Origin of the sequence: Streptomyces sp. NBC_00306 (assembly GCF_036169555.1) — a bacterium.
Taxonomy (GTDB): Bacteria; Actinomycetota; Actinomycetes; order Streptomycetales; family Streptomycetaceae; genus Streptomyces; species Streptomyces achmelvichensis.
The window spans coordinates 6186958-6212506 of record NZ_CP108032.1; the positions used below are offsets into that span (position 1 = coordinate 6186958).

A 25549-nucleotide genomic window follows, 5' to 3' on the forward strand; every position below is an offset into this window, starting at 1 on the left:
TTCTACGCCGTCAAGCCGCTTGGCTCTGGCCGGAGCCAGAGGTCGCGTCGCGATACCAGTACTCGAGCGTCAGCACATGCCACAGATGCTTGGAGAAGTCCCGCTGCCCTGCGGCGTCCTCGGCGACCATGCGCGCCAGCGCATCGCGGCGCAGGAAACCGGAATTGACGAGCACGCCGTCGTTGACCACCTCGCGCACCAGCGGTGCCAGGTCCCTGCTCATCCAGGCGCGCAGCGGGGCGCTGAACAGGCCCTTGGGCCGGTACACGATCTCCCGGGGGAGGATCGAGGCGGCCGCCTCCTTGAGGACGGCCTTGCCCTGTCGTCCGGCGATCTTGCGTTCGCCGGGCACGGCGAACGCCGCCTTGACCACCTCGACGTCCACGTACGGCACGCGCACCTCGGTCGACGCGGCCATGCTCGAGCGGTCCGTGTACGCGAGGTTCAGGCCCGGCAGGAACATCCGGGCGTCGCCCAGGCACATGCGGTTGACGAAGTCGTCGAGGTCGTTGTCCTGGTAGATGTCCGCATGTTCGGTCAGCACGTCGTCGACCGTGGGTGCCAGGTCCGGATCGATCAGGGCGAGCAGCTCGTCCTGGTCGTACATGGTGTAACTGCGCCGGAACGCGGTCTCCTCCGGCAGGTCGGCGAAGGAGAGGAAGCGCTTCGCGAAGCGCACCGACCGGTACCCCCGGCGGGCCGTGGCGACCGGCAGCCGGTTCACGGACCGGGACAGGACGCGGCGCAGCGGCCGTGGGACGCGCTGGTAGCGCAGCGCGATCAGGTTGGCCAGGTGCTTGCGGTACCCGGCGAACAGTTCGTCGGCGCCCATCCCCGAGAGCATCACCTTGACCCCGGCATCCCGGGCGGCCGAGCAGATCAGAAAGGTGTTGATCGCGGCGGGGTCGCCGATCGGCTCGTCCAGGTGGTACGTCATCCGGGGCAGCAGGTCGAGCACGTTCGGAGCGATCTCGATCTCGTGCAGGTCGACGCCGAACCGTGCGGCCACCTGCCGGGCATAGCGCAGGTCGTCCGGCATCGCCTCGAACTTGGCGTCCTCGGCGCGGAACCCGATCGTGTAGGCAGAGATCCCGGGGCGGTCGCGGGCCGCCAGCGCGGTCAGATAGCTGGAGTCGAGACCGCCGGAGAGGAAGGTCGCCACCGGCACGTCGGAGAGCAGGTGGCGACGCGTCGACTCCTCGACGATGGCGGCCAGGTCCGACTGCTCGCCGGCCCGGGCCCGCTCCTGGCCCTCGGCGGCGATGTCCTTAAGGTTCCAGTACCGGCCGCGCTCCACCCGGCCGTCGGGCCGGCACCGGAGCCAACTTCCCGGTGGCAGCTTCTCCGCTTCGCGGAACGCGCACCGCGAGTCGGGCACCCAGTAGTACAGCAGCGAGGCCACCAGCGCCGCATGGTCCACCTCCAGGCCTTTGCCGGTGGCGGCGGCGAGCGCCTTGAGCTCGGAGGCGAACACGAGGCCCTCACCGCGCCGGAGCAGGAACAGCGGCTTGATGCCGAGCTGGTCGCGGGCGAGCACCAGGTCACCGGTTCGCTCGTCGAAGATCCCGAAGGCGAACATGCCGCGCAGCCGGGGCAGGCAGTCCGTGCCCCAGCGTCGCCAGGCCTCCAGCAGCACCTCGGAGTCGGAGGTTCCGCGAAAGCGCACCCCGGCGGCTGTCAGCTCGGCCCGTAGCTCGGGCGCGTTGTACAGCTCTCCGTTGTAGGTGAGGGCGAGGCCGCCCGAGACCATCGGCTGGGCGCCGGTTCCGGACAGGTCGATGATGGCCAGCCGGCGGTGTCCGAGCTGTACTTCGCCGTCAGCGACGGGATGGCTGTAGCGGCCCGCTCCGTCCGGACCGCGGTGGGCGAGGGTATCGGTGAGCCGGTCGGTCACGGCCTTTCCGTCCGGCCATCGGTACGTGCCTGCGATGCCACACATGTCTTACCGCGCTTCCTGGTCGATGTCCGGGACCCGTGCCCATGACGGCGGCTGACTCCGCGGTCGGTCCGTCACGTTCTCCCGGGCCGGCCGCGCGTTGTGGCCGCGCAGCGCGGTGTGCAGGCCGTCCCACAGGGTGCCGTCGGTCCGGTCCCGCGGATCGGGGTCGATCAGCACCACACCGATCACGGGTATGAGCAGGTCCGCGAGTTGCCGCGCCACGGTGTGCAGCCATGCGGCGCTGCCGTGTCCGGCACGCACGACGAGCACGGTCTGTGCGCCGAGGTCCTGAAGGCCGGTCCATGCGGTGCCGGGCGCCACGGAGCCGACGCCGAGTCGGCGCTCCCGGTGCGACACGGTCGCGGCGCGGTCGCTGCCGACCACGCTGGGGTCTCCCGGCTTCGGGCGGCGCTTGGAGAGGTGCCGGCCGGGCAGGGCGTCGATGACGACCACCGGTTCCTCGGCCGCGAGGGTCCTGGCGAGGTCCAGGACGATCACGCTCGTGCTGTGCGCGCAGCCCAGTTCGAGCAGCGACACCGGCTCCGAGGAACCGCGCACGGTGCGGGCCAGGGACGCGGTGAGCCGTTCGCGTGCCGCCCGGGTCCGTCGGCGCTGCCACAGCCGGCCCGAACGGCGGGGCAGTTCGGCGATGACCGAGGCGCCGAGGTTCGCCGCGATGTCCCGGCGCAGTACGGGTCGGTCCGCCACCACGGTGCCGACCGCGGCCAGCGCGAGCCCGAGGACCAGCCCGAGGACGAGCCCGATCGCGGCGTTGGTGGCAGCGGCCCTGGGCAGGGAGTGCCGCACCGCGCGTGGGGCGTCCACGATCTGTGTGCCGGCGACGAGCCGGGGTGTGCCGGTGCGCGCCTCTCCGGCCCGTTGGTCGAAATCGGCTATGCGCGAGGTGAGTTCGGCCCGGCGGGCGAAGAGCGACTCGAGGTTCGCGGAGTCTTCCGGGCCGCTCTGCGGCGATGCCTCGCCGATCGCCTCGTTGACCTGGGCGAGTTCGGCCCGCATGCGGTCACGCTGGCCGAGCAGATCCTTGGCCTCGGCGTTCGCGGCCTGCTGGATCCGTCGGACATGGTCCGCGACGAACGCTTCGGCCAGCGCCTTGGCGCGGGCCACCGCTTCGGCGTCGCTGTCACCCCTCGCATTGATCTGCAGCAGGTTGTTGGTCAGACCGACACCCTCGTAGTCCCGCATGAAGTCCTCGGGTTCCGCGGGGGAGTCGAGGGACTTCAGGGCCGTACCGGCAATGCGCGTCGTCTGGAGCAGGGCGACGTCGGTGCGGATCAGCGTTCCGGGGTCGTTCGGCTGGTCCGCCTGATGGGCGACGAGCACCTTGGTCACCGCGGTCGGCGGCGGCGGCATCAGGACCGCCACCGCGGCGCCGACCAGCAGTCCGAGAAGCGCCAGGGAGCCCCACAGGCGGCGGCGCCTGCGCACCGCGACGACCAGCGCGTGCAGGTCGAAGAGCGGAGTGGCGGCCGACGACTTCGACGTCGTACTCGTCGTCATGCTGTACCTCCCCGTGCCTCGACGCCCACCGGAACGGCCGCCGTGGCGCCATCCGGAGAATCGTCGGCGGATGGCGTCGGACGGCCGCGGACCGGGCCGGCGACGACGGTGCCGACGACCTCGTGCCCGGCGTCCGCGCACGCCTCGGCGATGCCGGCGAGCTCCGCCGCGGTCCAGTTGCCCGCGCTGAGCACGACCACGGCACCGGACTCTTCGTCGCGGTCCGGAATCAGCGGCTGGGACACCGAAACCCCCACCACGCGCAGCACGGGGTATCCCCTGCTCGCAGAGCTGGGGGAAGGATCGCCCTGCGCCTCGGTGACCAGGTGCCCGGCGGCCCGGTGGGCGATCTCGTCGCCGTCCGGGACGACGACCAGCAGCCTTGCGGGGGAGGGCAGTTGGTCCCGGAGGCGGGCGCACACCCGCCGGTAGCGGATCTTCCTGCCGGCCTCGTTGCCGGACGTCTGCGGGGGCGGTGTGTCCCACCGCGTGTCGACGCCGAGCAGCCGGCGGATCCGGGCACGCGAGCCAAGACCTTTCGGCCGGCGCGCGCGGGGTTCACCCGGCACGTCGACGGTGCCGAGGAGCGCCGAGCCCAGCGCGGCGGCGATCTCGGGTTCGGTGCGCAGCCGGCGGCTCATCCGTGCGGCGGTGAGATGGCCGATGACCGTGATCAGGAAGAACAGCAGCGCACCGCCGACGATGAGCTGCATCCGCGTCGGCGGTGCCTCTCCGGCCGGCCGGGCTGCCGGCCCCATGACGACCATGTTGGCCTTGTTGGTGGCCGGATCGGCCTGCTCCAGTTTGCTGACGGCCACCTGGAGCGCGGTGCGCAGCTTCGCGAGCTCGGTGCGGGTCTGCACGCTCTCCACGGTCCGGCCCGGATCGGCTGCCTCGGCCAGGTCGGTGATACGGCGGCTGGTCTGCATCACCATCTTCCGCAGCGCTTCGGGCGCCTCCGCCGTTTCGGGGTCGGCGTTGTCGCCCGCGATCCGCGCGGCGAAGGTGACGTACTGCTGGGCCACCTGGTCGGAGAGCCGCTGCGCACGCTCCGGGGTCTCGGCCGTTCCCGAGATCTTGATGATGTTTCCGTCGGCGGCCTCGGCGTTCACCCGGTCCCGCAGCTCGCTGCCGCTGACCCCGCTCCAGCCGAGCGTGCCGGCCGCGCGGTCGACCACGACCGAACTGGTCGCGATCTCCGCCTGGGTGAGCAGCTCGCGTTCCTCCCACGCCCCGGGCAGCAGGACGGATGCCGACGTCGTGTAGCGCGGCGGCAACAGCAAAGAGGTGCCGTAGCCGGCGAGCGCACCCACCAGGGTGAGGATGGTGAGAAGCCGCCGGCGCCGACGGATGATCCTGCCGATCGTGGCCAGGCGTATCGTGTCATCGCTCAACGGTGCGGCCTCTTCCCTGCACGGTCGGGGTCGCCCGCCGACACCGGAGTGTGGTTCCGGCAGGCTGCGGCGTAGGCGGCGAGCAGTGACGCTTGCGAGTTCCGCCAGGAGAGCGGTCCGCTGATCCGTTCCTGTCCGATCCTGCCCATCCGGGCCCGCTCCTGCGGATCATCGAGCAGCAGCGCGATGAGCTTGGCGAACTCGGCCTCGTCGTCGGCCGGTGCGTAGACGGCGGCGTCACCGGCGGAGACGCGCGCCTCCTTGAGGTCGAACGAGACGATCGGCCGGCCCATCGCCATGTACTCCAGGACCTTGTTCATGGTCGACACGTCGTTGAGCGGATTGCGCGGGTCGGGAGAGAGACACACGTCCGCGGTGGACAGGTAGCGCACCAGGTCGGCGTCCGGAATGCGCCCGGTGAACTGCACCTGCTCGGTGAGACCGAGCTGCCGTGACAGCTCCACCATCGCGTCGAAGGCGTCGCCGGAACCGACGAACACCGCGTGCCAGTCGGTCCGTCCGAACTCGTCGCGCAGCTTCGCAAGGGCCCGCAGGGCGTAGTCGACCCCGTCCTGAGGACCCATGACGCCGAGGTAGCACAGCAGATGCTGCTTGCCCAGCTTCAACTCCGGTTCGGGTGGCGCCGGTTGGAACCGGTCGGTCTGGGGCGCACTGCGCACCACGAAAACGTCCTCAGGGCGTCGACCGCCACGGCTTATCGCGACGTCCCGATAGCTCTCGTTCGTGGCGAGCACGATGTCCGCGGCACGGTAGGTCCGCCGTTCCAGCGCGCACACGGCGCGGTAGAGCAGATCCTTGCCGCGGCCGAACCGCGAGAGGTACAGCTCGGGTACCAGGTCGTGCTGGTCGAAGACGAACCGCGCGCCGCGCCGCTTCAGCCACAGCGCGGGCAGGAACAGCAGGTCGGGCGGGTTGCAGGCGTGGACGACGTCGACCGGACCGACCTTCCGGGCCAGCCGGGCCGTGTGCCACAACGCCGTTCCGTACTCCCGCAGATAGCCGGCCGGTCCGCCGGTGGCCGCGCGCAGCGGGTAGCGGTGGATCCGCACCCCGTCGATCACTGCCTCCGGCTCCGTGTCCCGCTTCTCCCCCCGGGGACAGATGACGTGCACCTCCCAGCCCGCGTCCCGCAGGGTCGTGCACTCCTGCCACACCCGCCGGTCGAACGGCACCGACAGGTTCTCCACCAGGATCAGCGCGCGACGGGCCGCCCCGTCGCCGCTGGTTGCGTCACCAAGCAAGGCCCACGTACCCCGGTTCGGTCCGGCGCGCATCGGCGTCGGGAAGGTGGATGAGGTCGATGATCACCGGGCCGTCGCCATGGGGCAGCGCCGAGAGCACGGCCGGGTCCCTGGTCCCGACCAGGCACACCTCGGCGTGCTCGAGCACGTCGTCGACGGAATCCGCGAGCAGGCGGGCGAGGTGCGGCAGCCGGGTCTCGATGTACTCGCGGTTCGCGCCGAGCAGCCGGGAGAGGTTCACGTTGGGGTCGTAGATCCGCAGGTCGTACCCCTTGCCGAAGAGTGTCTCCGCCAGTTCGACGAGCGGGCTCTCGCGGAGGTCGTCGGTGCCGGGTTTGAAGGACAGCCCGAACAGGCTCACCCGGCGCTTGCCGGTGCGTTCGACCAGCTCCACCGCGCGTTGCAGATGTGCGGAGTTGGAGGGCAGCACATGGGCGAGGATGGGCACCGAGACGTCGGCCCGCTGCGCCGCGTGCACCAGGCTGCGCAGGTCCTTGGGCAGGCAGGAGCCGCCGAAGGCGAAGCCGGGCCGCAGGTAGGCGGGGCTGATGTTCAGCTTGCGGTCGGCCAGGAACACGTCCATCACCTGGTGCGAGTCCACGCCGAGCGCCTGGCAGACCGCGCCCAGTTCGTTCGCGAAGCCGACCTTGAGGCCGTGGAACGCGTTGTCCGCGTACTTGATCGCCTCGGCCGTCGGGACCGGCACCCGGAACACCTCGCCGGGCAATCCGTCGTACAGCGCCGTCAGCACGTCGCCGCTTGCCGCGTCGAGCTCTCCGATGACGGTCTTGGGCGGGTCGAAGAAGTCCCGCACGCTGGTGCCTTCGCGCAGGAACTCCGGGTTGACCGCGACTCCGAAGTCCACCCCGGCCGTGCCGCCGACGTATTTCTCCAGGATCGGGACCAGCAGGTTCAGACAGGTGCCCGGCAGCATGGTGCTGCGGAACACGATGGTCTGCCGCCCGCCCCGCTCGGCCACCGCGGCACCGATCTGCTCGGTGACACGCTCCAAGTACGTCGTGCACAGGCTGCCGTTGGGCTCCGACGGCGTACCGACGCAGATCAGTGACACCTCGCTGCCCATGATCGCCTCACGGACGTCCCCGGTGGCGCGTAGTGCTCCGGTCCGTACGACGTCGGCGATGAGCTCGCCGATCCGCTCCTCGACCACCGGGGCCTTGCCGTCGTTGACCAGGTCGACCTTCACCGGGTTCACGTCCACCCCGATGACCTCGTGCCCCATGCTGGCCAGGCACGCGGCCGACACGCAGCCCACGTAACCGAGCCCGAAAACGCTGACTCTCATGACGCGTTCCTCCCCCCAGACAGGCCTTCGTGGCCTGTGGTACCTGCGTCGGCCGGCCAGTTGAGCCGCTGCCTTCCGTGCATCAGTAGGCCCCCTGTCCGTGGAGCACGGCACGCAGCGTCTTCCACAAGATCACTGTGTCCAGGGCGAGCGACCAGTCCTCCACGTACCGCAGGTCGAGGCGGACCGCCTCCTCCCACGGCAGGTCGCTGCGTCCGCTGATCTGCCACAGACCGGTGAGTCCGGGCTTGACCAGCAGCCGCCGCCGGATGTCCGGGCCGTACGCAGCGCACTCCTCCGGCAACGGAGGCCGCGGACCGACGAGCGACATCGAGCCGGTGAGCACGTTGAAGAGCTGTGGGAGCTCGTCGATCGAGTACCGGCGCAGCACCGCTCCCACCCGGGTCACGCGCGGGTCCCGGCGGAGCTTGAACAGCAGTCCGGCCCCCTCGTCGAGGCCGGCCAGCTCGGCACGTGCCCCGTGGGCCCCGGCGACCATGGTGCGGAACTTCAGGATGGTGAACTCGCGGCCGTCCTTGCCGACCCTGCGCTGGCGATAGACCGCGCCACCCCGGCTGTCCACCAGGACGAGCAGCGCGACGAACACCATCAACGGGGCGAACAGCATCAGCAGGAGCACCGCGGCCAAGCGGTCGACGACCCCTTTGACCGCTCTGCGGCCCCCGGTGAAGGTCGGCATGCTGACCCTCAACAGCGGGATCCCGAGGACCGCGTCGACGTGCAGCCGCGGGCCGGCCACCTCCATCAGCACGGGGGCCACGACCATCTCGGCATCGCTGCCTTCGAGGTTCCACGCCAGCCGCTGCAGCCGGTCCGGTGACCAGTGCGGGTCCGGTGTGACCGCGACGACACGGTAGCCGTCGCGGCGGACGTGGCCCGCGACGTCCGTCAGTCGGCCGACGACCGGCACACCGTCCAGCTGGTCACCGTCGAGCCCGAGACCGTCCGTCGTGCACACGGCATCCACCCGCCAGCCGAGGTGCGGGAACTTGCGGGTTCGGCTGATCAGATCGCGCACCGTTGCCGGGCTCCCGGCAGCGAGCACCGGTCTTAAACACCGCCCCTCGTACCGCTGTTTGTGCAGCCCGAGGCGGAGCAGATATCGCTCGGTCATCGTGACGAGCGCGATCGCGGGGATCGCGACGAAGATCCAGAGCTTGATGTTGCGCGAGGTGAGGGCGATCCCGCCGAGCGCCAGTACGACGGTGGCCGTGAACAGTGAGCGTCCGAGCCGGCGGAACTCCTCGGCGCCCTGGCCGAGCACGGCCGGGGCCCACGACCGGTTCACTGCGAGTGCTCCCAGCACGAGCAGTTCGGTGCCGAAGGCGAGAATTCCCCACTTCTCGTGCCAGTTGGCCGCGTCGCGGGACCCGAAGAAGTTGCCGATCGCCGCCACCACCAAAGCGGTGGCCACGGTGTCGCTGATGATCACGGTACGGCGGTATCGCTGCTCCCAGCCGTTCACCGGCCGGCTGATTGCCCCATTCGCCAGACGCCCCCGCGTCGACGGAACAGGGCCGACTAGTCCCCCCTGCTGCACAGAACCCCCCAGGTTCCCAGTGGTTCGACGTGCTCGCCTAACACTGTTCCTCCCCCCGGGAGGCCCCCGCCCCCCGCACGCTTCCACCCCTCGGGAGGCCCATCGCCCCCCGCGCCGCGCTGTTCCTCTCGGTGGGAGGGCCCCCGCCCGCCCCTTGCACGACATCACGGCCGCTTCGGCGCTACATGAACAACCCGCTCCGGCAGCGGCGGACTTGCACGTCCTGCCGGACTCTCGCGTGCACGGGAACCCGCCGAAACCTCGGGTGCTCCCCGCACCCGAAGCCCCTTCTCGGGCTCCAAGAACCGATCAGCCCCACGTCTGGCGGTGGGGATGACTGCTGGCTTTCCGTAGTGCCGGACTTGTCGGTCACTACTGGTCGTGTTGTGTCCGAGACTGGTCGTCTTGTGCCCGAGCGGTTGAAGCACGGTCAATCTAGACCAACAGGGCCGATCTGTAGAGAGGATGTGTGCAATTTGTGGTCAAGCTTTGAGGCCGGGCCCAACTGCCGCCGTCGGCAGGTGATTTGACTCCATCGCGCGTTCAGGGGTGCACGATGCGAGCGTGTCGGTGTCCGGCGGCAAGTTCAAGAGCGCCCCAGCGCCCCACGGTCCGCGTGCGGGCCGTGAGGCGCTGATGGGGGGCCGCGTCACAAGCAGTCGGCGCTCGAAGTACGGGCAAGCTTGACCGATCCCGAGCGGCAGCCGCCCGACGGAACGTCAGGCGGCGTAGCAGAGCGCCTCGGAGCCGGCCGGGATCGAGGGCCGGTCCACGGCCAGGTGCACCGGGCGAGCATCCGCCGCGCCCTGCGAGCGCCGGCGGGCGAAGACGACGAGACGCAGCACCGCGAACCGCGCGACACCGGCCAGCGCGGAGGCGGACAGGTAGACGACCTGCTGGAGCAGCGCGCCCGGCTCCGCCGCCAGTTGGTGCAGAACGAGCAACGCCACGCAGGTCACCGCATACGCCGCCGCCGCGGATCCGGCCGACTGCACATGCTGGCGCCAGGTCGCGCGCCCACCCGCGCCGAAGGTGAAGCGCGCGTGCAGCTCGGTGGCGAGGAGCGTGGAGACCACGGTGATCAGAGCGTTGGCGAGGGCCCAGGGGATCCAGGATGCGAGGGCCGCCACGGCGAAGCTGGAGGCGAGCCCCACCCCGCCGCCGCAGAGTACGAAGCGGGCGAAGGCGGTGACGGCGCCGGGTGTCGCCTGCTGCTGACCCTGTGCTGTCTCCATGGTCCGACCCCTTCGGGACTCGCTCTGCGAAACGCGCACGACTCGACCGTGGGGCCGAGCACTGCGCTGCTGTGACGCCATTGTGGCACATCGGTGGCGCCATGTGGAGCCATTTTCGGCATCGCGTGTGCCGCTCGCAGCGTCATGGCCGGGGGCGGCTGGTAAATGCGCAGGTCGGAAGCTTGGTGCGGTGTCGGTGGTCCGGTGCCTGTCCTTCGTCGCGGGGAGCGGCACGTGCAGGGCGGAGGCATGTCTTCTCTGTGTCTTCCCTGAAGGACTCCTTTGAGTGGGCTCTCGGGGGTCGATCGTCGAACCTTGCGGCGTCTCGCGGTGCCAACCGGCACCAACAGGCGCCTCTGTGGTGGCGCCCTGGAGGTCGTGCATCCGTATGGTGCCGCACTGGCGCAATCCGGTGTTGGCGCGTTTTTCCCAGCTCAGAACCCTTGTGGCGGTCGGGTGAGGTGATTGCTTCCGTTGGGCACTTGCCTGTGACGCCACTGTGGTGCCATGATGACGTCATGGACCTCACGCCGTATGTCGACAACCTGCGCCGCGAACTCGCGGTGGCCGCCGAAGCCGGCGGCGAAGAAGCCCGCGAAATCGCCGAGCGCCTCACCGCTCCCCTGGAGTCGGCGACCCGCCTGACGATGCTCAACGTGCTCTCCGCCGCGATGGACGAGGTCACCCGTGAACTCGCCCCGGGTTCGGTCGACGTACGGCTGCGCGGACTCGACCCCGACTTCGTGGTGACACGGCCGGCGGGCGACGAGGCGTACGACGAGGGGAGCGGGCCGGCCGAGCCGCTCAGGGCACCGGCTCCGGCGCCCGCCGACGGCGACGAGGGCGGCACCGCCCGCGTCAATCTGCGCCTGCCGGCCCACCTCAAGGCACGCGCCGAGGAGGCCGCGAGTCGCGAGGGCCTGTCGGTCAACGCCTGGCTGGTGCGGGCCGTGTCGGCCGCGGTCGACGGTGGCACCCAGTCGCGTACGGCGGAGAAGACCCGGGCCACCCGCACCGTCGGAAACAGCTTCACGGGCTGGGTGCGCTAGCCGCGCCCCGCTCCCACTCACTCACACCACGTCCCACCAGCAGGGACGCCGCGAAGACCCAAGAGGACGGGACAGCCATGCCTTCTTTCGACACCCCTCTGCCGATCTCGGTCACCGCCAACGTGGCCGCCGGTTCCATCCAGTTCACCGCGACCGACCGCCACGACACCGTGGTCGAGGTGCGGCCCCGCGACCCGAAGAAGGACAAGGACGTCCGGGTCGTCGAGCAGACCGAGGTCTCCTATGCCGGCGGTGTGCTGACCATCCGGACACCCAAGGGTCCCTACCTCGTCGGCCCCACCGGCAGCGTCGACGTGACGGTCGAACTGCCCACCGGCTCGCGCATCGACGCGACCGGCTCCTGGACGCAGGTGCTCGGCGAGGGCCGGCTCGGCGAGGTCCGTGTGAAGACGTCGTCGGGTGACGTCCGCCTGGACGAGACGGGCCCGCTTCAGCTGACGGCGTCGCACGGGTCGATCACCGTGGGCCAGGTCGAGGGCCTGGCCGAGATCACCACCAGTTCCGGCAGCGTGCGCGTCGGTGTCGTGGACGGCCCGGCCGTCCTGAAGAACTCGCACGGCTCCACGACCATCGGTGCCGCTCTCGGCGAGCTGCGAGTGCGCGGTGCCAACGGCGACATCGACATCCAGCGCGCCGAGAGCTCGGTCGCCGCGACCACCGCCCACGGCACCCTGCGCGTGGGTGATGTGGCCCGTGGCACCGTCCAGTTGGAGACCTCCTACGGCGCCATCGAGATCGGTGTCCGCGAGGGCACGGCCGCCTGGCTCGACGTCAGCTCGAGCAACGGGCAGGTCCGCAACGGACTCGCCTCCTCCGACAACCCGGACAAGACCGACGAGACCGTCGAGGTCAAGGCCCGCACCCGCTACGGCAACATCGACATCCGCCGCGCCCGCGCCTGACCGCCCGGTCTCCTGCCCACCACGCCCACTTCACCGCTCACCGCTCCTTCGAATGGGAGGGCCCCATGCCTTCTTCTGTCATGCCCACGTCTAGTCAGTCCGGCGGGTCCCCGTCGCCGGCCGCCGTCTCCGCCGTCGGTCTGCGCAAGTCGTACGGCGACAAGACCGTCCTCGACGGCATCGACCTCGTCGTGCCGGCCGGGTCCGTGTTCGCGCTGCTCGGCCCGAACGGCGCCGGCAAGACCACCGCCGTGAAGATCCTCTCCACGCTCATCGCGGCCGACGGCGGGCAGGCCCAGGTCGCGGGTCACGACCTGACCGCCGAGCCGCAGGCGGTGCGGGCCGCGATCGGTGTCACCGGGCAGTTCTCCGCCGTCGACGGTCTGATCACCGGCGAGGAGAACATGCTCCTGATGGCGGACCTGCACCATCTCTCCCGTGCCGAAGGCCGGCGTACCGCCGCCGAGTTGCTGGAGCGCTTCGACCTCACGGACGCGGCGAAGAAGCCCGCCTCCACCTACTCCGGCGGTATGAAGCGCCGTCTCGACATCGCCATGACGCTGGTGGGTGACCCGCGGATCATCTTCCTCGACGAGCCGACCACCGGACTCGACCCGCGTGCCCGTCACAACATGTGGGGCATCATCCGCGAGCTGGTCTCCGGCGGTGTCACCGTCTTCCTCACCACGCAGTACCTCGAAGAGGCGGACGAACTCGCCGACCGCATCGCCGTCCTGAACGGCGGGAAGATCGTCGCCGAAGGCAGCGCGGACGAGCTGAAGCGCCTGATTCCCGGCGGACACGTCCGGATCCGCTTCACCGACCCCGCCGCCTACCAGTCGGCCGCCGTTGCCCTGCACGAGGTCACCCGCGACGACGAGTCGCTGTCGCTTCAGATCCCGAGCGACGGCAGCCAGCGCGAACTGCGCTCGATCCTCGACTGGCTGGACTCCGCCGGCATCGAGGCGGACGAGCTCACCGTGCACACCCCCGACCTCGACGACGTGTTCTTCGCCCTGACCGGCCCTGCCGGCACCACCGCCGTCCCCAACCAGTCCAAGGAGACCGTCCGATGAGCGCCCTCTCTCTCGCCGTCCGCGACTCGAACACCATGCTGCGGCGCAACCTGCTCCACGCGCGGCGCTATCCCTCGCTCACCCTGAACCTGCTGCTCACGCCAGTCATGCTGCTGCTGCTCTTCGTCTACATCTTCGGCGACGTGATGAGCGCGGGCATCGGCGGCGGCGGAGCCGACAGATCCGAGTACATCGCGTATCTCGTCCCGGGCATCGTGCTGATGACCATCGGCTCCACCACGATCGGCACCGCGGTCTCCGTCTCCACCGACATGTCCGAGGGCATCATCGCCCGCTTCCGCACCATGGCCATCCACCGCAGCTCCGTCCTCGTCGGACACGTCGTCGGCAGCGTCCTGCAGGCAGTCGCCAGCGTGGTCCTCGTCGGCGCCGTGGCGGTGGCCATCGGCTTCCGCTCCACCGACGCCTCCGTTCTGGAGTGGCTCGCGGCGCTCGGACTGCTCGTCCTCTTCGCCACGGCGCTCACCTGGATCGCCGTCGGAATGGGCCTGATCAGCCCGAACGCCGAGGCCGCCAGCAACAACGCCCTGCCGCTGATCTTCCTCCCGCTCATCTCCAGCACCTTCGTCCCGGTCGACGCGATGCCGGGCTGGTTCCAGCCCATCGCCGAGTACCAGCCCTTCACACCGGCCATCGAGACCCTGCGCGGCCTGCTGCTCGGCACCGAGATCGGCCACAACGGCTGGCTCGCCGTGCTCTGGTGCGTGGGACTCGCCGTCCTCGGCTACGTCTGGTCCAAGTCGGTGTTCAACCGCGACCCGAAGTAGGGGGCAGCAGCTTGCGGGCCGCGCCCGCAGACCGTCCTCCAGGGCGGCGTACTCCGACAACGCGTCGGCGTACGCCGCCCGTTGGTCTTCCTGCCGCCTCCCGCCCCGGCTACTCCGGCAACCCCTGGCTCCGGACCGTCGGAGTCGAGGCTGGGGAGAGAGCCGGATGTGTCCTCAGGTCCGCGGCCAGGGCCGCCCGTCGAGGCGTTCGATGTCGCGGTTCAGACGGTCCAGACAGGACGCCAGTTGGCCGGCCTCCTTCGGGGTCCAGTCGGCCAGCACCTTCGACAGGCCGTCCAGGTTCTGGGCGCGGTCCGACTCCAACTGGCGCTCGCCCTCGGGGGTGATGGAGAACTTGCGGGCGATGCCCCCCTCCGGGTCGGGAATGCGCTCGACGACCCCGGCGCGCATCATCGCGGCCGTCTGCCGGTTGAGGGTGGAGGTGTCCAGGCCGAACGCGTCGCTGAGCTGGCTGATCGACATGGGTCCCTCTGCCTGGATGCGGCTGAGCAGGATGTAGGCACTGCGGTCGAGCAGGCGGTTGCTCCGGTGGGACAGCAGGTTCATGTACCGCCCGAGCAGCATGGTCTCGAACTCGATCTGGGCAAGGGGCATGTCCACGCGCGGCTTCCTTCGGCTCCTGACGCACCCTCCGTCGCGAGAGGGCGCCTCGGGTTCAGATATACCACGGGCCGTATGTATGATGCATTTAATGTGCATGATGCATATCGACTGTATGGTGCACATCGACATCGACATCGACAGCGCCGGGCATCGACGGCACCGGGCGCGCCTCACCAGGACCCGCAGAGCACGAGGAGTACCCGTGGACAGTTCCCAGCCCGAAGCCCGCCCCGGCGGTGTTGTCGGGATCCTCGCCTTCGCGGGCATCGTGGCCGCGCTCACTCAGACCCTTGTGGTGCCGCTGATCGCGGAACTGCCGAAGCTGCTCGACACCTCGGCGTCCAACGCCTCATGGGTGATCACCGCGACGCTGCTCGCGGCCGCCGTGGCCACCCCCGTCGCCGGGCGCCTCGGTGACATGTACGGCAAGCGGCGCATGCTGCTGGTCTCGCTGGCCCCCCTCGTCCTCGGCTCCGTCGTCTGCGCCCTCTCCTCCTCCGTGGTCCCGATGATCGCCGGGCGGGGTCTCCAGGGCCTCGGCATGGGCGTCGTGCCCCTCGGTATCAGCCTGCTGCGCGACGTGGTCCCGGCCGAGAAGCTCGGTTCGTCCATCGCGATCATGAGCGCGTCCATGGGCGTGGGTGGCGCGCTCGGCCTTCCGTTCTCCGCGGCGATCGCCGAGAACGTCAGCTGGCGCGTGCTGTTCTGGGTCGTCGCGGTCCTGGCGCTCGCGGTCGCCGCCCTGATCCGGGTCGTCGTGCCCGCGGGCCGGCAGACCACCGGGACGGGCGGCTTCGACGGGCTCGGCGCCGTCGGACTCGGCACCGCGCTGGTCTGTCTGCTGCTCGCCGTCTCCAAGGGCGCCGACTGGGGCTGGGGGAGCGCCACCACCCTCGGCCTCTTCGCCGCCACCGTCGTCGTGCTGCTGGCCTGGGGCCGGTGGGAGCTGCGGATCACCGACCCGTTGGTCGATCTGCGGGTGACCGCCCGCCCCCAGGTCCTGATGACCAACGTGGCCTCGGTCCTGGTCGGATTCGCGATGTACGCGCAGTCGCTGGTCGTTCCGCAGCTGCTCCAGTTGCCCGAGGCGACCGGCTACGGCCTCGGCCAGTCCATGCTCGCCATGGGCCTGTGGATGGCCCCCGCCGGTCTGATGATGATGGTGATGTCGCCCCTCGGGGCCAAACTCTCCGCCGCCAAGGGGCCCAAGGTCACCCTGGCCGTCGGCAGCCTGGTCATCGCCGCCGGCTACGGCCTGTGCGTACCGATGACCGGTTCGGGCTCCACCTGGGGGCTGCTCGCGGTGACCATCGTCTGCAACACGGGGGTGGGCTTCGCCTACGGCGCCATGCCGGCCCTCATCATGGGCGCCGTGCCGCAGTCGGAGACCGCGTCGGCGAACAGCTTCAACACCCTGATGCGCTCGATCGGCAGCTCCGTGTCCGCCGCCGTCATCGGTGTGGTGCTGGCTCAGATGACCACCGACTTCGGCGGCTACGCCCTGCCGTCCGAGAGCGGATTCCGGCTCGCCGTGATCATCGGCTGCTGCGTGGGCCTGGCCGCCGCGGTCGTCGCCGCGCTCATTCCCGTCCGTGCCGTGGTCGCGGCACCGCCGGCCGGAGGCGGGGAGCAGCCCTCGCCCAAGGTGCCGCAGGCGCGGGCCTGACACGCTGCGACGCGGTCCGGGGGGTGTGCCGCCGTGGGCCCGGCCGGTCGGCGGGGCGGGGGCGTACGCCGCCGCGGGGCGAGGTCGTGTCCCGCCGTCGCGGGGGAGCGGGGAGCAGGGTGCGGTTGCGGGGGATGCGGGGTGCCGCCCCTGTGAGCCGGTGAGGGCTGCCTGGTGCGGGGAGCCGTACCCCCGCCCCCGCGGGGAAGTCGCACACCAGCGCCGGAATGTCTCCGTCCGCGAGAACGTTGGTATCTGCAACGACCGACCGGAAGTCCCCACGTCATCAGCGAGGAACCGTGAACCAGCACAGCCCCGAGCAGCCCGCCGACATCGTCGCCCGTCTGCGGGCCACGTACCGCGCCGGACGCACCGCCCCTGTCGACTGGCGTACGGCCCAGCTCCGCCGGCTGCGCGAGATGCTCACCGAGCACGGCACCGACCTCGCCGACGCCCTCCACGCCGACCTCGGCAAGAGTTCCGCCGAGGCATTCCGTACCGAGATCGACTTCACGGTCCGCGAGATCGACCACACGCTGGAGCACCTCGACGACTGGCTGCGCCCGGAGCCCGCGCCCGTCCCCGCGCACATCGGCGAGGCGGCGGCCTGGACCCAGTACGACCCGCTGGGCGTCGTCCTCGTCATCGCGCCGTGGAACTATCCGGTGCAGCTGCTGCTGACTCCCATGATCGGCGCGCTCGCCGCGGGCAACGCGGTGGTGGCCAAGCCCAGCGAGATGGCCCCGGCCACCTCCCTCGTCCTCGCGCGCCTGCTGCCGCGGTTCCTCGACACGGACGCAGTGGCTGTCGTCGAAGGCGGGATTCCCGAGACCACCGCCCTCCTCGCGGAACGCTTCGACCACATCTTCTACACCGGCAACGGAACCGTCGGCCGCATCGTCATGACGGCCGCGGCCCGGCACCTCACGCCGGTCACGCTCGAACTGGGCGGCAAGTCACCCGTGTTCGTCGACCGGGACGCCGACCTCACCACGGTCGCCGCCCGTCTGGCACGGGGCAAGTTCCTCAACGCCGGCCAGACATGCGTCGCACCCGACTACGTCCTCACCGATCCGGAAACGGCCCGTGCCCTCGAACCCGCCCTGACCGAAGCCGTGCGGCAGCTGTACGGCGCCGAGCCGGCGATCTCCCCCGAGTACGGCCGGATCGTCAACGAACGCCACTTCGACCGGCTCCGTGGCCTGCTGGACTCCGGACGCGTGGTGGTCGGCGGCGCCACCGACCGCGACCGCAAGTACATCGCCCCGACCGTCCTGGCCGATGTCGACCCCGGCGCCCCGGTCATGCAGGAGGAGATCTTCGGCCCGGTCCTGCCCATCGTCACCGTTCCCGGACTGGATGAGGCCATCGACTTCATCAACGACCGCGACAAGCCGCTGGCGCTGTACGCCTTCACCGAGTCGCCCGACACCCGCCGGCGGCTCGCGGCGGAGACGTCCTCGGGCGGCCTCGGATTCGGTCTGCCGCTCGCCCATCTCACCGTCTCCGACCTGCCGTTCGGCGGAGTCGGTGAAAGCGGCATGGGCAACTACCACGGCCGGTACTCGATCGAGACGTTCAGCCACCGCAAGGCCGTCCTGGAGAAGCCGCTGGGCTGAGGCCGACCGGCGACCGTGTGCCCGCCAGGTCAGTACGCCGAATCCAGCCGCTCCCGCTGCTGCTCCGTGAGCTCCAGGTCGACCGCCTCCAGGCTCTCGTTCAGCTGCGCCACCGAGGACGCCCCGACGAGGGGAATCATGGGAACCTCGCCACCGATCAGCCAGGCCAGCACCACCTGGTTGACCGTCGCGCCGGCCTCCTTCGCCACCTCGTGCAGCGCTGCCAGCCGTACCGGCGTGCCCGCATGCTCGAAGTCGCTCCCCAGCGGCTTGTCCTCCCGGACGTACGCGCCGGACAGCAGCGGCGAGTAGGCGACCAGCGGCAGCCCGGGTTCGGAGCGCAGATAGCTCAGCAACTCCCCGCTCATCACGCCTTCCTGGCCGTCGGGTGAGCGACGGCTCGGGACATCGGTGCGCCGCCGCAGATAGCTGTGGTGGTACTGAAGGACTTCGTACCCCGGCAGGCCGGCGTCCCTGGCCAGGGACCGGGCGCGTTCGACCTGCCAGGCCCAGTGGTTGCTCACCCCCAGCAGGCCGACGCTGCCGTCGGCGACGAGCCCGGCGAAGGCCTCGACGGTCTCCTCCATCGGCACCCGCCGGTCCTGGGTGTGGGCGTAGAGGAGGTCGATCTTCTCCACGCCCAGGTGCTTGCGGCTCCGCTCCGCGGACTCCCGGATCACCCGTGCCGACAGCCCCTCGATGTCGTGGGAGAACGTGGTGCTGGGCCTGTTGGGCCGTCCGCCGAGTTTGGTGGCGATCACCACCTCGTCCGTGACACCGCGGCTGCGCCGCCAGCGGCCGAGGAGCTGCTCGCTCTCCCCGCCCTGGCTTCCGGTGTGCCAGAACGCGTAGTTGTCGGCGGTGTCGATGAAGGTGCCACCCGCCTCGACATAGCGGTCGAGCACGGCGAACGACGTGGCCTCGTCGGTGGCGGTGCCCAGCAGCATGGCGCCGAGGCTCAGGACGCTCACCTCGCGGCGGGTCCTCGGGTCCTGGCCGATCGTGCGGTATCTCATCCCGGTTCCTCTCCTGCGCCGTGGGGCCAGGGCGCTGGCGGGGAGTCTGGATCTTCGAGAGCACTCCAAGTCAACCCCTGCCGCGGACGGTTGCCGGGGCGTGCCCGGTCGGCAGCGGGTGCCGCGGCCGTCGGGTCGGCGTTCACCCCTTCCGTCGTCCGCACTCCGTGTGATACTCAAGAAACTGACTAGTCACTATTCTGACTATGGCATCCATGCAGAGTCAGTCCGGGAAGCCTGGAGGAACCATGACGAGCACCACCGACCGATTCCGTGCAGCCGTGGAGAGCCGTGATCTCGCCGCTCTGGACGATCTGTTCACCGAGGACGTGCGCTTCTACAGCCCGGTCAAGTTCAAGCCCTTCGAGGGCAGGCCGATGGTGATCGGCCTGTGCAATGTGCTGTTCCGTACGTTCGAGGAATTCCGCTACGTCGGACGGCTCGACGGCACGGGGGAGACCGCGGACGGCAAGGAGGCGCCGTCCGAGATCCTGGTCTTCCGGGCCACGGTCAACGGCAAGGAGATCCATGGCCTCGACCTCCTTCAGCTCGACGAGTCCGGAAGGATCAAGGAGTTCACCGTGATGGTCCGCCCGCTGTCCGCCGTGCAGGCCATGTCGGACGCCGTCTTCACGGGTCTGGTCGCCGACGGCCTCGTGCCCGCACCGGCCGAGGGCTGACCCAGGGGCGTCCGATCCGTGCCCGACTCACCCGTGTCGCTGTTGGGCCGAACGGGTGAGGCGCGCCAGGATGGGGAGCATGAGTAGGTACGAGAGGTACGACGTCACCGACGAGCAGTGGGAGGGCCTCGCCCAGGTCGTCCCCCTGCGCAGCCGTAACGAGTGGCCGTCGCGTGTCGACCACCGGACCGTTCCCCATGACTACGAGGCCGTCGAGCAGCGCCGCTTCGTCGTCCTGCGCGTGCAGGTCTTCGCCGACGCGCGCGAGGTGGCCGAGTACCTGGTCGCGCAGATTCCCGTCCTGCTCGACCTGACCGGCGCCGACACCGATGTCGCCAAGCGCATCCTGGACTTCAGCAGCGGGGTCGTCTTCGGCCTCGGCAGCGGCATGCACCGAGTCGACCGGAACGTCTTTCTGCTCGCCCCCGTCGGCACCGAGGTCGAGGGCCTGGCAGCCGCCACCGACACCCTGAGCCGCTCCGTCCCCCGTTCGTAGGAAGGTCGCCGAGGCGGAACGGTTCGGCGTGTCGAGCGCTGCGTACCGTCCGGTTCATGACCACCAGCAGCCCGCTCACCGGCCCGGATTCCGTGCCGGCCGGCGCATCCAGTGCTCGCCCGACCGTCACCGAACTGCGGTTGTCCGCCTTCCGCAAACACCGGGGAGCGACGTATCCCGTCGCCCCGATCACTCTCTTCGCCGGGCCGAGCGGCAGCGGCAAGTCCAGTGTTCTGCAGGCGTACGAGGCACTGGCGCGGCTCGGCGCGGGCGACGAACTCGACGAGGTGTTCCCGGACCCGGCGGCCTGCGTACCGGAGTCGGCGGGGCCCGACGCACAGGGACGGCGGGGATTCCGCATCGGCTGCACGGTCGACGGTCCCGCGGGCCCGGTACGGCTCGACCTCGCCGTCCAGGCCGAACCCGAACTGCGCATCGTCGGCGAGCGGTTGAGCTGCGGGCGCCAGACCCTGCTCACCACCGCGCTGCGCGACCCCGGACGGTCCACGGTCCAAGCCGCATGGCACACCGCCGGATCCGTGTCCGTGACCCGCGCACCGCTCCCCGACGACCGGCTCGGCACAGCGCTGCTGCCCTTGCGCGTGGCCGGCAAGACCGACGGCCAGTTACGCGTGCTCGCCGCTGCCGAACAGATGGTGGTCGCTCTGCGCTCGGTCTTCGCCTGCGACCCGCAGCCCTACGGCATGCGCCGGCCGGTGGCAGCGGGGGAGGGCAGGCTGCGACGGGGCTGCGACAACCTCGCCGAAGTGCTGCACCGTACGCGCAGCGAGTGCGCCAAGCGACATGCCCGGCTGGCCGCGGCGGCCCGCACGGGATGCGCCGGGGAGGTGGCGGATCTGGCCGTGGAGGAACTGGGGGACGGGACGGTGCGGGCTCTGCTCGGCCGGGGCGAAGGGCGGGACGCGACACCCGTGGGGCGGCTCGGGGAGGGCGAGTTGAGGTACCTGGGACTCGCGCTGGTGCTGCTCACCGGGCCCGGCGTGCTCGCGATGGACCAGGCGGCGGAGGTGCCGTCCGCGTATCAGTCCCTCACCGTCCTCGCCGACGGCTTCGACCGCTGTCTCGACCCGCGGCAGGCACGCGAACTGACCCTCCTGGCCGCGGAGATGACGGCCCGCGGGCATGTGCGCCTGGTGGGGGCCGTCGCCGACGCGGGCTTCGCGCGCGGGGTCGAGGGCGCGACGGTGGTAGATCTGGTCCCGTGACGAGACACGACGGACTGGATGTGGCCGGGTTGCAGCGCAGGCTCGCCGAATTCGCTCAGGCGCGCGGCTGGGAGCCGTACCACACCTCGAAGAATCTGGCAGTGGCGCTCAGCGTCGAGGCGGCCGAACTGGTGGAGATCTTCCAGTGGTTGACGCCCGAGGAGTCGGCGCGGGTGATGGACGACGAGGAGAAGGCGCACCGGGTGCGGGACGAGGTCGCCGATGTGCTGGCGTACCTGCTCCAGTTCTGCGAAGTGCTCGGTGTGGACGCGCTGTCGGCGCTCTCCGACAAGATCGACCGCAACGAGACCCGCTTCCCCGTGAAGTGAACTCCAGGTGGAATGAGGGGGTCCGGAAGCCTGTTGATCATGCTTCTGTCACTCTCCGGAGTTGTCTACTTATCCACAACCGCCTGGCTGTCCACAGATTTCCGAATTCCTCTGGCGTTCAGGCTCAACCGCCTTCACTCTGGGTAATGAACTGAGTGGGCAGTAAGTCGTACGAACGGGGGCGGCGTTCATGGACGCGGAGCGGCTCATCGACGCGAGTCGACATGCCTTGGTGCAGAGCAGGGAAGTGCCGGACATCGTGGCGGAAGCCTGGCAGGCCCAGGCCCTCGCCCAGGCGATCGGAGACAGGCTGGCGGCCCACGGGCCACTGGAGGTGAGAGGCGAGGCGCGCGGGCTCAGCGAGATCGGCGGAGGCGGCGGTGTGGCGCTGGACCACCCGGCCGTCCGCAGCGCCGGGATCAGAGCCGCGCAGCTCTCCGGGGTGGCCGACGCACGGGAGACGCTGATCGCACTCGGCGCGCTGCTGGGCGATGTGGGGATCGCCCTGGTCGGTGTGGCCTGCGGCACCGACGAGGAGGGTTTGTACTGGCAGTGCATCGAGGCCATAGACGCGGCCGACGAGTCGAACGACCGGGTGCGCGGGATGCTGCGCCGGCTGACGGCGCGGGAAGCGGCGAGACCGCCTGATGCGGTCAGAGGGAGAGCCGGACCTGCGGCTACCCCGTCCGTTCGGAGTGACTCTCCGGCCGAGCGGCTGACGAAGCCGTCCGGGGCCGGTCCGTCGTGCCCGGGTGGCGCGTCCGGGCAGTCCGGGCCGCCGGTACCGCCCGGCAGGTCCGGGCCGTCGGAGCTGCCGGGCGCATCAGAAACGCCGGTGACGTCCGGGCCGGTGGTCATGCCGGACGCGGTGGACTCGGCGGCGGGTACATCGTGACGGGTGCGGGTGCGGGTGCGGGTGCGGGTGCGGGTGCCGGGGCTGGCGCGGGCGCCGACTCGGCGCGGGCTTGGATGCGGATGCCGGGCAGGGCACGGCCCGGGTGCGTGCGGGAGGCGGCGCGGGCTCGTGTGCCGGACGCGGCGCGGGTGCGGGTGCGGGGCGCGGGACCCGGGGGTGGCGCGGGGGTGGTGCGGGGGTGGTGCGGGTGCGTGCCGGAGGCGGCGCGGGCTCGTGTGCCGGACGTGGCTCGGGTGTGGGTGCAGGGCGCGGGACCCGGGGGTGGCGCGGGGGTGGTGCGGGTGCGTGCCGGAGGCGGCGCGGGCTCGTGTGCCGGACGCGGCTCGGGCGCGGACCTCGGTGCCGGTGCGCCACGACCGGTCCTGTGCACCGGGGCGTGTTCACCCGACCGTGGCAGGGCGGGCCTGGCCGCGACGGTGGGGTTGACTCACCCTCGAAGGTGCAGGATGGATGTATGGATCTTCGAATCTTCACCGAGCCCCAGCAAGGGGCGAGCTACGACACCCTGCTGACCGTTGCCAAGGCGACCGAGGACCTCGGCTTCGACGCCTTCTTCCGGTCCGACCACTACGTCGCCATGGGTTCCGCCGACGGGCTGCCCGGGCCCACCGACGCATGGATCACCCTGGCCGGGCTCGCCCGCGAGACCAGCCGGATCCGGCTCGGGACCCTGATGACCGCGGGCACTTTCCGGCTTCCGGGCGTGCTGGCCATCCAGGTGGCCCAGGTCGACCAGATGTCGGGCGGCCGGGTCGAGCTGGGCCTGGGTGCCGGCTGGTTCGAGGAGGAGCACAGGGCCTACGGCATCCCCTTCCCCAAGGAGAAGTTCGCGCGGCTGGAGGAGCAGCTCGCGATCGTCACCGGGCTCTGGGCGACGGAGGTCGGCAAGACGTTCTCCCACACGGGCCGGCACTACCAGCTGACCGATTCGCCCGCGCTGCCCAAGCCGGTCCACGGCAAGGTGCCGGTGCTGATCGGCGGACACGGGGCGACCCGCACCCCGCGCCTCGCCGCGCAGTACGCCGACGAGTTCAACATCCCCTTCGCCTCCATCGAGGACAGCGAGCGCCAGTTCGGCCGGGTCCGCGCCGCTGCCGAAGCCGCCGGGCGCGCCCCCGGTGACCTGGTGTACTCCAACGCCTTGGTCGTCTGCGTGGGCAAGGACGACGCCGAGGTGGCCCGCCGAGCCGCTGCCATCGGCAGGGACGTCGACGAGCTCAAGGCGAACGGACTGGCCGGCTCGCCCGCCGAAGTCGTCGACAAGATCGGGCGGTACGAGGCGATCGGCGCGTCCCGGCTCTATCTCCAGGTCCTGGACCTGCACGACCTGGAACACCTGGAGCTGATCTCCGCGCAGGTCCAGCCCCAGTTGAGCTGACTCCCGTGCAGCCCGCCCGTTCGCTCGCCGCCGCCCTCGCCGAAGGCACCGTCGTCCTCGACGGAGGGCTCTCCAACCAACTGGAGGCCCAGGGATGCGACCTGTCCGACGACCTCTGGTCGGCCAGGCTGCTCGCGGACGATCCGCACCAGATCGAGGCGGCCCACGCCGCGTACGTCCGGGCGGGTGCGCAGGTCCTCATCACCGCCAGCTATCAGGCGACGTTCGAAGGCTTCGCCCGCCGCGGCGTGCGCCGTCCCGAGGCGGCGAGGCTGTTCGCCCGCAGCGTGCAGCGGACCCGGGCCGCCGCCGAGTCGACACGGAGCGAGGTGTGGGTGGCGGCCTCGGTGGGTCCGTACGGGGCGATGCTCGCCGACGGGAGCGAGTACCGCGGGAGGTACGGGCTGTCCGTGCGGGAGCTGGAGCGTTTCCACCGGCCCAGGATCGAGGCCCTGGCCGAGGCGGGGCCCGATGTCCTCGCCCTGGAGACGGTGCCGGACCTCGACGAGGCCGAGGCGCTGCTGCGCGCGGTTGACGGCTGCGGGATTCCCGTGTGGCTGTCGTACAGCATCGCGGGTGACCGGACCCGGGCCGGCCAGCCGCTGGCAGCCGCCTGTGCACCGGCCGCCGGGCATGACCAGGTGATCGCGGTGGGCATCAACTGCTGCGAGCCGGACGACGCCGGCCCCGCGGTCGAGCAGGTGGCCGCGGTGACCGGAAAGCCCGTCGTCGTCTATCCCAACAGCGGCGAGCGGTGGGACGCCGGTGCGCGGCGCTGGCGGGGCGGGCCGACCTACGATCCCGCCCGCTCACCGGACTGGTCGGCGTCGGGCGCCCGCCTGATCGGCGGCTGCTGCCGGGTCGGTCCCGACACGATCGCCCGCGTCGCCGCCCTCACACGTGGCGGCGGCTGAACCCTGCCGGTAGGTCGTGACCGGTCGACCGTCGCATACGCGGACGCGATCAGCTGGACAGCCCTCAGGCGCGTGGTTCGGCCGGCGCCGCGTCGGGCCAGGTGATCTTGTAGTACGTCAGGCGTTCGTCCTCCGCGAACTGCTCCATGCCGGCTGCGGCCATGACGCGTTGGGACGCGATGTTGTCGCGGTCGGTGTCACCCTGCACGCAGGTGATGCCGCGTGCGCGGGCGAACGCCAGCAGAGCGCGGAGCGCCTCGGAGGCGTACCCCTTGCCCTGCACCGACGGGATCAGGCCGTAGCCGATCGTGACGCTGCCGCTGTGGTCCGCGGGGCCGTGGAAGCCCGTCCCGCCGATCGCCCGTCCGTCCTCGCGCAGCCGGATCTCATAGGCGCCGAAGGGCTGGGGATCACCGGTGCTCGCGCACACATCCAGGAAGCGCCTGGCTCCGGCCACGTCCCCGTCGGCCGGGTATCCGGGCGCCCACCGGTCGCCGCTGTCCGGCTCGTCCGCCAGCACGCGTTCCGCGTCGCCGGGGCTCATCGGATGCAGTACGAGCCGCGCTGTCACAAGGTCGTCCATGGGTGCTGAAGAGCACGCGGGGCGGCCGGAACGCATGCGGATTACCTGTCC

At 70.8% G+C, this 25549-nt stretch carries 22 protein-coding genes and 1 pseudogene; 13 read left to right on the forward strand and 10 right to left on the reverse strand.

The genetic code is table 11. The annotated features are described in order from the left end of the window. Positions 1-10: 10 nt before the first annotated feature. The 7 genes from asnB to OHA05_RS27650 form a co-directional block, all read right to left on the reverse strand. The gene (gene asnB / locus OHA05_RS27620; protein ID WP_328861989.1) at positions 11-1939 is read right to left on the reverse strand and encodes an asparagine synthase (glutamine-hydrolyzing); all 1929 of its coding nucleotides are present in this window, start codon (positions 1937-1939) and stop codon (positions 11-13) included. Between the two features lie 3 nt (positions 1940-1942). After that, positions 1943-3457 carry a Wzz/FepE/Etk N-terminal domain-containing protein gene (locus OHA05_RS27625; RefSeq protein WP_328861990.1) on the reverse strand — a complete coding sequence of 505 codons (1515 nt, stop codon included), beginning with the start codon at positions 3455-3457 and terminating at the stop codon, positions 1943-1945. Beyond that, entirely contained in the window at positions 3454-4851 is a 1398-nt protein-coding gene (locus OHA05_RS27630) for a Wzz/FepE/Etk N-terminal domain-containing protein (RefSeq protein ID WP_328861991.1), read from the reverse strand. Before OHA05_RS27630 ends, OHA05_RS27625 begins: the two co-directional genes overlap by 4 nt. Further along, entirely contained in the window at positions 4848-6146 is a 1299-nt protein-coding gene (locus OHA05_RS27635; protein ID WP_443043796.1) for a glycosyltransferase family 4 protein, read from the reverse strand. Before OHA05_RS27635 ends, OHA05_RS27630 begins: the two co-directional genes overlap by 4 nt. Further along, complete coding sequence (locus tag OHA05_RS27640; protein WP_328861993.1) at positions 6103-7419, reverse strand: nucleotide sugar dehydrogenase; 1317 nt, start codon at positions 7417-7419, stop codon at positions 6103-6105. The genes OHA05_RS27635 and OHA05_RS27640 overlap by 44 nt, the downstream gene beginning before the upstream one ends. An 82-nt stretch (positions 7420-7501) precedes the next feature. Then, positions 7502-8980, reverse strand: a complete 1479-nt coding sequence (locus OHA05_RS27645) for a sugar transferase (RefSeq protein ID WP_328861994.1) — start codon at positions 8978-8980, stop codon at positions 7502-7504. Positions 8981-9699: 719 nt separating this feature from the next. Then, positions 9700-10215 carry a GtrA family protein gene (locus tag OHA05_RS27650; protein WP_328861995.1) on the reverse strand — a complete coding sequence of 172 codons (516 nt, stop codon included), beginning with the start codon at positions 10213-10215 and terminating at the stop codon, positions 9700-9702. A 518-nt stretch (positions 10216-10733) separates the two neighbouring features. On the opposite strand from OHA05_RS27650, the gene OHA05_RS27655 reads away from it, so the two are divergent. From OHA05_RS27655 to OHA05_RS27670, 4 genes are all read left to right on the forward strand, one after another. Next, entirely contained in the window at positions 10734-11264 is a 531-nt protein-coding gene (locus OHA05_RS27655) for a toxin-antitoxin system HicB family antitoxin (protein WP_313943588.1), read from the forward strand. A gap of 77 nt (positions 11265-11341) precedes the next feature. After that, complete coding sequence (locus tag OHA05_RS27660; RefSeq protein ID WP_313943587.1) at positions 11342-12187, forward strand: DUF4097 family beta strand repeat-containing protein; 846 nt, start codon at positions 11342-11344, stop codon at positions 12185-12187. 80 nt (positions 12188-12267) lie between these two features. Beyond that, positions 12268-13263 (forward strand): ATP-binding cassette domain-containing protein, encoded by a 996-nt coding sequence (locus tag OHA05_RS27665; RefSeq protein ID WP_328861996.1) that lies wholly within the window; start codon positions 12268-12270, stop codon positions 13261-13263. Then, positions 13260-14051, forward strand: coding sequence for an ABC transporter permease (locus OHA05_RS27670; RefSeq protein WP_313943585.1), 792 nt, complete (start codon positions 13260-13262; stop codon positions 14049-14051). Before OHA05_RS27665 ends, OHA05_RS27670 begins: the two co-directional genes overlap by 4 nt. 174 nt (positions 14052-14225) lie before the next feature. On the opposite strand, the gene OHA05_RS27675 is transcribed toward OHA05_RS27670, so the two are convergent. Then, positions 14226-14666, reverse strand: a complete 441-nt coding sequence (locus OHA05_RS27675; RefSeq protein ID WP_413777828.1) for a MarR family winged helix-turn-helix transcriptional regulator — start codon at positions 14664-14666, stop codon at positions 14226-14228. A 211-nt stretch (positions 14667-14877) separates the two neighbouring features. Here OHA05_RS27675 and OHA05_RS27680 point away from each other — a divergent pair, with 211 nt between their 5' ends. Further along, complete coding sequence (locus tag OHA05_RS27680; RefSeq protein ID WP_313943583.1) at positions 14878-16341, forward strand: MFS transporter; 1464 nt, start codon at positions 14878-14880, stop codon at positions 16339-16341. 299 nt (positions 16342-16640) lie between these two features. Then, on the forward strand, positions 16641-17960 hold the full coding sequence (locus tag OHA05_RS27685) for an aldehyde dehydrogenase family protein (RefSeq protein ID WP_313943582.1): 1320 nt from the start codon (positions 16641-16643) through the stop codon (positions 17958-17960). Between the two features lie 29 nt (positions 17961-17989). Here the strand turns inward: OHA05_RS27685 and OHA05_RS27690 are convergent, their stop codons facing one another. Beyond that, positions 17990-18976 (reverse strand): aldo/keto reductase, encoded by a 987-nt coding sequence (locus OHA05_RS27690; RefSeq protein ID WP_328861997.1) that lies wholly within the window; start codon positions 18974-18976, stop codon positions 17990-17992. Between the two features lie 248 nt (positions 18977-19224). Here OHA05_RS27690 and OHA05_RS27695 point away from each other — a divergent pair, with 248 nt between their 5' ends. The 7 genes and pseudogenes from OHA05_RS27695 (at position 19225) to mmuM (ending at position 24915) form a co-directional block, all read left to right on the forward strand. Then, positions 19225-19656, forward strand: coding sequence for a nuclear transport factor 2 family protein (locus OHA05_RS27695; protein WP_313943580.1), 432 nt, complete (start codon positions 19225-19227; stop codon positions 19654-19656). Positions 19657-19735: 79 nt separating this feature from the next. Beyond that, positions 19736-20152, forward strand: coding sequence for a cell division protein SepF (locus tag OHA05_RS27700; RefSeq protein ID WP_313943579.1), 417 nt, complete (start codon positions 19736-19738; stop codon positions 20150-20152). Positions 20153-20208: 56 nt separating this feature from the next. After that, the gene (locus OHA05_RS27705; RefSeq protein ID WP_313943578.1) at positions 20209-21378 is read left to right on the forward strand and encodes an ATP-binding protein; all 1170 of its coding nucleotides are present in this window, start codon (positions 20209-20211) and stop codon (positions 21376-21378) included. Next, positions 21375-21707 carry a nucleotide pyrophosphohydrolase gene (locus OHA05_RS27710; RefSeq protein WP_313943577.1) on the forward strand — a complete coding sequence of 111 codons (333 nt, stop codon included), beginning with the start codon at positions 21375-21377 and terminating at the stop codon, positions 21705-21707. Before OHA05_RS27705 ends, OHA05_RS27710 begins: the two co-directional genes overlap by 4 nt. 190 nt (positions 21708-21897) lie before the next feature. Then, positions 21898-22392: pseudogene (locus OHA05_RS27715) on the forward strand (DUF6099 family protein); the annotation flags it as partial. 685 nt (positions 22393-23077) lie between these two features. Continuing rightward, on the forward strand, positions 23078-24001 hold the full coding sequence (locus tag OHA05_RS27720) for an LLM class F420-dependent oxidoreductase (RefSeq protein WP_328861998.1): 924 nt from the start codon (positions 23078-23080) through the stop codon (positions 23999-24001). Positions 24002-24006: 5 nt separating this feature from the next. After that, positions 24007-24915: a homocysteine S-methyltransferase gene (gene mmuM, locus OHA05_RS27725; RefSeq protein WP_328861999.1), complete on the forward strand. Its 909-nt coding sequence runs from the start codon at positions 24007-24009 to the stop codon at positions 24913-24915. Between the two features lie 64 nt (positions 24916-24979). Here the strand turns inward: mmuM and OHA05_RS27730 are convergent, their stop codons facing one another. Continuing rightward, a complete protein-coding gene (locus OHA05_RS27730) occupies positions 24980-25498 on the reverse strand; it encodes a GNAT family N-acetyltransferase (RefSeq protein ID WP_328862000.1) in 519 nt (172 codons plus the stop codon). Positions 25499-25549 lie beyond the last annotated feature (51 nt).

What these genes read in the sequence shown, in the direction of transcription:
- asnB (WP_328861989.1), bottom strand. Translation starts at nt 1,939, where the DNA reads ATGTGTGGCATCGCAGGCACGTACCGATGGCCGGACGGAAAGGCCGTG.
- OHA05_RS27625 (WP_328861990.1), bottom strand. Translation starts at nt 3,457, where the DNA reads ATGACGACGAGTACGACGTCGAAGTCGTCGGCCGCCACTCCGCTCTTC.
- OHA05_RS27635 (WP_443043796.1), bottom strand. Translation starts at nt 6,146, where the DNA reads ATGCGCGCCGGACCGAACCGGGGTACGTGGGCCTTGCTTGGTGACGCA.
- OHA05_RS27640 (WP_328861993.1), bottom strand. Translation starts at nt 7,419, where the DNA reads ATGAGAGTCAGCGTTTTCGGGCTCGGTTACGTGGGCTGCGTGTCGGCC.
- OHA05_RS27650 (WP_328861995.1), bottom strand. Translation starts at nt 10,215, where the DNA reads ATGGAGACAGCACAGGGTCAGCAGCAGGCGACACCCGGCGCCGTCACC.
- OHA05_RS27655 (WP_313943588.1), top strand. Translation starts at nt 10,734, where the DNA reads ATGGACCTCACGCCGTATGTCGACAACCTGCGCCGCGAACTCGCGGTG.
- OHA05_RS27660 (WP_313943587.1), top strand. Translation starts at nt 11,342, where the DNA reads ATGCCTTCTTTCGACACCCCTCTGCCGATCTCGGTCACCGCCAACGTG.
- OHA05_RS27665 (WP_328861996.1), top strand. Translation starts at nt 12,268, where the DNA reads ATGCCCACGTCTAGTCAGTCCGGCGGGTCCCCGTCGCCGGCCGCCGTC.
- OHA05_RS27670 (WP_313943585.1), top strand. Translation starts at nt 13,260, where the DNA reads ATGAGCGCCCTCTCTCTCGCCGTCCGCGACTCGAACACCATGCTGCGG.
- OHA05_RS27675 (WP_413777828.1), bottom strand. Translation starts at nt 14,666, where the DNA reads ATGCCCCTTGCCCAGATCGAGTTCGAGACCATGCTGCTCGGGCGGTAC.
- OHA05_RS27690 (WP_328861997.1), bottom strand. Translation starts at nt 18,976, where the DNA reads ATGAGATACCGCACGATCGGCCAGGACCCGAGGACCCGCCGCGAGGTG.
- OHA05_RS27695 (WP_313943580.1), top strand. Translation starts at nt 19,225, where the DNA reads ATGACGAGCACCACCGACCGATTCCGTGCAGCCGTGGAGAGCCGTGAT.
- OHA05_RS27700 (WP_313943579.1), top strand. Translation starts at nt 19,736, where the DNA reads ATGAGTAGGTACGAGAGGTACGACGTCACCGACGAGCAGTGGGAGGGC.
- OHA05_RS27705 (WP_313943578.1), top strand. Translation starts at nt 20,209, where the DNA reads ATGACCACCAGCAGCCCGCTCACCGGCCCGGATTCCGTGCCGGCCGGC.
- OHA05_RS27720 (WP_328861998.1), top strand. Translation starts at nt 23,078, where the DNA reads ATGGATCTTCGAATCTTCACCGAGCCCCAGCAAGGGGCGAGCTACGAC.
- OHA05_RS27730 (WP_328862000.1), bottom strand. Translation starts at nt 25,498, where the DNA reads ATGGACGACCTTGTGACAGCGCGGCTCGTACTGCATCCGATGAGCCCC.